Annotated in this window: 4 protein-coding genes and 1 pseudogene; 4 read left to right on the top strand and 1 reads right to left on the bottom strand. The window is 49.7% G+C overall.

All coding sequences use genetic code 11. From position 1 onward, the window contains the following. Window positions 1-766 (bottom strand): annotated as a pseudogene (locus AB7U36_RS12570) (hypothetical protein); the annotation flags it as partial. Window positions 767-1182: 416 nt separating this feature from the next. Here AB7U36_RS12570 and AB7U36_RS12575 point away from each other — a divergent pair. From AB7U36_RS12575 to AB7U36_RS12590, 4 genes are all read left to right on the top strand, one after another. Beyond that, complete coding sequence (locus AB7U36_RS12575) at window positions 1183-1758, top strand: hypothetical protein (protein ID WP_428160112.1); 576 nt, start codon at window positions 1183-1185, stop codon at window positions 1756-1758. 9 nt (window positions 1759-1767) lie between these two features. Then, on the top strand, window positions 1768-2712 hold the full coding sequence (locus tag AB7U36_RS12580) for an ABC transporter ATP-binding protein (RefSeq protein ID WP_428160113.1): 945 nt from the start codon (window positions 1768-1770) through the stop codon (window positions 2710-2712). Between the two features lie 4 nt (window positions 2713-2716). After that, window positions 2717-3421, top strand: a complete 705-nt coding sequence (locus AB7U36_RS12585; protein ID WP_428160114.1) for an ABC transporter permease subunit — start codon at window positions 2717-2719, stop codon at window positions 3419-3421. A 9-nt stretch (window positions 3422-3430) separates the two neighbouring features. Further along, on the top strand, window positions 3431-4884 hold a 1454-nt coding region (locus AB7U36_RS12590), incomplete at its 3' end, for a GldG family protein (protein ID WP_428160115.1).

Below are 4884 nucleotides of genomic sequence, written 5' to 3' on the forward strand. Positions count from 1 at the left end.
CCGGTTCTCCGATGCCTTTTTCAACCGGGTAGGATTCGCCGGTAAAGGCGTGCTGGTCCACGCTGGCCATGCCCGACACCACTTGGCCGTCTATGGGAATGGTTTCTCCGGCCCGGATCACCAAAATGTCGCCCTGTCCCACCTCTTCCAGGGAACTCTCCAGCTCGGCCCCCTGTTTGACGATCCAGACCTTTTGGTGGGGGTCGAAAAGACTGTCAACCAGGTTGCTGGTGAGTTTTTTCTCCGCTGTTTCCGACGCCTTGGCCTGGATGGCGTCCCCCACATAGACAAATCCCAGGCCGATACCGGCCGTGATGTAACGGCCCGTGCCCAGCAGCAGCAGGTTGCCGATCCCCATGAGAAGGTGGGTGTCCACCTTGCCGTCCTTGAGAAGCCGCTGTCTGACAGAGGTTTCCACCTGGCGGTAAAAAGGGAGCATGGTGTAGGTGTAAGCCGCGATATTGAGCAGTGTAAAGGTGGGGGATATATAGCGTAAAAAAGCGGTGCCCAGGGTGACCGCACTCATTTGCTGGTAATGTGACCGCTTTAATTTCGCAAGGGCCCCGGGGTCTTCGGGCCGGGCCGGATCTTCCTGATCCTTTTGCACTTCCAGTGGCACTTCCAGGTCCAAGGTTTCTTCTTCGTCCCGGCGCTGTTCCTCCGGATGCGTCTCAGCCGCCTGTTTTTCCCCAGGTTCGTCTTTTATAAATTTTTCATAAAGCTTGACGCCTGCGTATGTGAGCAACACAACGGTGAGATCTAACATCTCCACCCCTTTATGATTATGATGATGTTTTACAAATGATCGTCCGATTTATCAGCTAAAATTACCGATTAATTATTTGAAAATCATTTTTTTGATTCTCCTCATTTAGGACAGGACGATGCGGTTTGTCAAGATAAAGTCTGCAAGATCATGTTGCGTTTCAGGGTCGTATAATTGTAAAGGGTAATTTTTTTTATCTACACCTTATGAATCCCAAGGGCCTGCTCCATTCGCTTGTGGGGCTTTTGATCAAATAAGATCCTGAAACGCAACATGAGCCATTACATTTTGGTCATCCAGCCATTAATCATTGATCCGCTTGACCGTTTAAGCTAATATACGCAACCATAATAAATATGTATTACTTTTTGAAATCTCGAAGCTGCAATAATACAGCGTTCCGAAAAGGAAAACACATGGCGAAACCCAATGACCCCTTTGCCGAACTGTCCATGTTTGATTTAAGGGGCAAACAATCGGTCAGGGCAACATTCAAACTTTCCCAGAAAGCCATTGATGCCATCGGCCTTGTGGCCGTCCACATGGGCATCAAACAAAAATCCCTGTTTGATCACATCATTGAAGACCATTCAGCACTGGATCAACTGGCCCAGACCATCCGGATACGCAAGTTCAAGCAGCTGGAGAGAAAGCAGAAAACCTTTGTACTCAGCCGTAAGACCATTGAGGCATTGACGGCCATCTCCGAAACCTATAACATGCCCCGGGATGCACTGGTTGAGTATTCCATCAAAAAACTGGAATCCGTTATCCAGTCTGAAAAAATCAGGCATGAAGAACGAAAAAAACTGGCCGGGAATTTGGAAAGCCGTTTGAACGACTTTCTTTCGCTTTACCGGGAATCGGCAGTGACTTTAGGCGAAGACGACCCCTTTTGCCGGCATCTTGAAAAACTGATAGACCATATGAAACGAACAGCAGGGGACGTGGATGCGTTCCTTGAAAAAAGCAAAGTACTTGAAGATTTTTAGGAGACGACATTGATTGATGTTCAGAACCTGACCAAGTATTACGGTGATTTCTGTGCGGTTGACAACGTCAGCCTCACCATTGAACCCGGCAAAATACTTGGCCTTCTCGGCCCCAACGGGGCAGGCAAGACAACCACATTGAGGATGCTCACAGGATTTTATACCCCCACATCCGGCACCATCAGGATCAATGATCTCAACATGCCGGAAGAGACCCTGAAAATAAAATCCATGATCGGATATCTGCCCGAATCCGCGCCGTTGTACCACAATATGCTGGTATATGATTACCTGGATTATGTGGCACGGCTTAAAGGGATGGATGATCCCGGACACAGGCTGTCCCGGTTCAGGGAATTAGGCAGGCTGTGCGGGCTGTCCGGCATCATGGCCAGGCCCATCGGCAATCTGTCCAAGGGGCTTCGCCAGCGGGTGGGGCTGGCCCAGGCCCTGATGTCCGACCCGGATATCCTGATCCTTGACGAACCCACCTCGGGCCTTGACCCCAACCAGATCGCAGAAATCCGTGATATCATCAAAGGCATTGGCAGGGAAAAGACCATTATCTTTTCCACCCATATCCTTTCCGAGGCCGAAGCCACCTGCGACCGGATCGCCATCATCCACAAGGGTAAAAAAGTGGCTGACGACAGCACCGGGCAGTTAAAACAAAATGCCCGGCACCGCAGCGTGGTCCGGCTGACAGTGCGCAATGCAGAGAGAACAGCAGCCCTTGCCCATCTTAAAGCCTTTGATGCAAGCCTTGACATCACTGTGACAGACACGCCTGCCAGTGAAGGCATAAGCGTTGAGCTGTGCTGCAAAGAAGATAAAGACATCCGCCAGGATCTTTACCTGTCCATTAAAAATACCGACTGGATTATCACCGAGCTTGTAAGACAACCCTTAGCCCTTGAAGAAATTTTCCACGAATTGACACAGGAGGGCGCTTAAACCCATGACACCGATCAAAACCATTGCCTTAAAGGAATTTAAGGACTATTTTATTTCACCTGTTGCATATATTGTTATCTCCCTTTTTCTCATAGTTACGGGGTGGTTTTTCTTTTCCACCTTTTTTATTTACGGGCGTGCCGACCTGAGGGACTTTTTTGCCCTTCTGCCCATAACCTTCTCCTTTTTTATTCCGGCAGTGACCATGCGCATGTTTGCCGAAGAAAAAAACGTGGGCTCCTATGAAAGCCTTTTGACCATGCCGGTCTCCTTTACCCATATTGCCCTGGGCAAATTTTTTGCGGCAAGCGCCTTTGCCGCGGCCATGCTGGTGCCCACCCTGTCCTACCCCCTGTTCATCTCCTTTATCGGCAGTTTGGACCTGGGGCCTGTGATCGGCGGATACCTCGGGACGATGCTTCTTGGCGGGGCTTACTGCAGCATCGGACTGTTTGCCTCGGCCCTGACCCGCAACCAGATCATCGCATTTATTATCGGGTGCGCCATATGTTTTACCCTGACCATTATTGACCGGATGCTGTTTTTTGTTCCCGAACGTCTTGTGCCGGTTGTGGAATACCTTGGCGCCAATGCCCATTTCACAAATATTTCCAAGGGCATCATTGATTCAAGGGACCTTATTTACTTTGCATCCGTGATCTTTATTTTTATTTTCTCAACCGACATTGCCATGAAAGAAAAAAATTAAGGAGTCACCATGGGTAAGCCTTTCCTTAAAGAATATTATCTGAAATTTATCCTGTATGCCGTTGTTATCGTTCTGTTGAATGTGGCGGGATTAAGCCTGTTTTTCAGATTTGATCTGACTGCCAACCGAATCTATTCCCTGTCCGATGCCAGCAAGCAGGCTGTGTCCACCCTGTCCGAACCCTTGAACATCAAAGTGTTTTTCTCAAAAAACCTGCCCGCCCCCCACAATAATACGGAACGGTACTTAAGGGACCTGCTCACGGAATACGCAGCCCAGGCCGGACAATATTTCAACTTCACCTTTTATAATGTATCCCAGGAAACCGACATGGGAGATAATGCGGACCAGAACCGTGAAATGGCCCGGGATTATGGGATATCACCGGTCCAGATCAGGGTGATGGAAAACGATGAGCTGAAATTTAAAAACGCTTACATGGGCCTGGTCTTCCTCCATGGGGACCTCATAGAAAAAATCCCGGCCATCACTGCCACGGACGGCCTTGAATACGAGCTGACCTGCGCCATCCGCAAGCTTAATAATAAGGTGTCCGCACTGTTGCGCCAGACAGATAAAATTAATATCACCATGTATATGTCTTCCGGGCTTAATGCCCTGGCGCCTTTGATCGGGCTGGACGAACTCCCGCATCTTGGCGATGAGGTGGCAGGGGCTGTGGAACATCTGAACAGAAAAAACCTGGGTATTTTTCAGTTTGAACGCAAGGATATCTCAGACCCGGACGAACTTGAAAAAGTCGCAAAAAAATATAATCTCATGGCCATGCACTGGCCTGACGTGCCTGAAAAAAATATCAAGGCAGGTGCAGGCACAGCCGGCCTTGTGGTGGAATATAAAGGCAAGACCCGGACTTTGCCCCTGATCACGGCAGTGGAGCTTCCGATCATCGGCACCACCTATCAGATGGCGGATCCCCGGGGGCTTGGTGAAGAGATTACAGCAGTCATGGAAAAACTGATCGGTATCAACAAGGATATCGGGTATCTGTCCGATCATGGCTGCCCCGCCCTTGGACCGGACCGCATGGCCATGATGCAGGGCCAGGCAGGAAACGGTCTTACCATTTTTGATCAGCTTGTGGGATCAAGATACAATATCAAACAGATCCCCCTTAAAGATGAAGGCATTCCCCAGGGACTCAACTGCCTGGTAATTGCCAAACCCACCCAGCACTTTTCCGATTATGAACTGTTCCAGATTGACCAGGCCCTGATGAAGGGCACCAATATCGCTGTTTTTGCCGATGCATTTGAAGAGCAGCAGGGCCAGGGCGGCATGATGGGCATGCCCTCATTCGCCCCGGTCGACACCGGCCTTGAAAAACTTTTAGCCCACTATGGCGTGGAAATTCAAAAAGCCTATGTGCTGGACAAAAATGCGTATAAACAGCCATTGCCCGAGTCCCGGGGCGGCGGAGAGCAGACCATCTACTTTGCGCC

Source organism: Desulfobacter sp., from assembly GCF_050177295.1.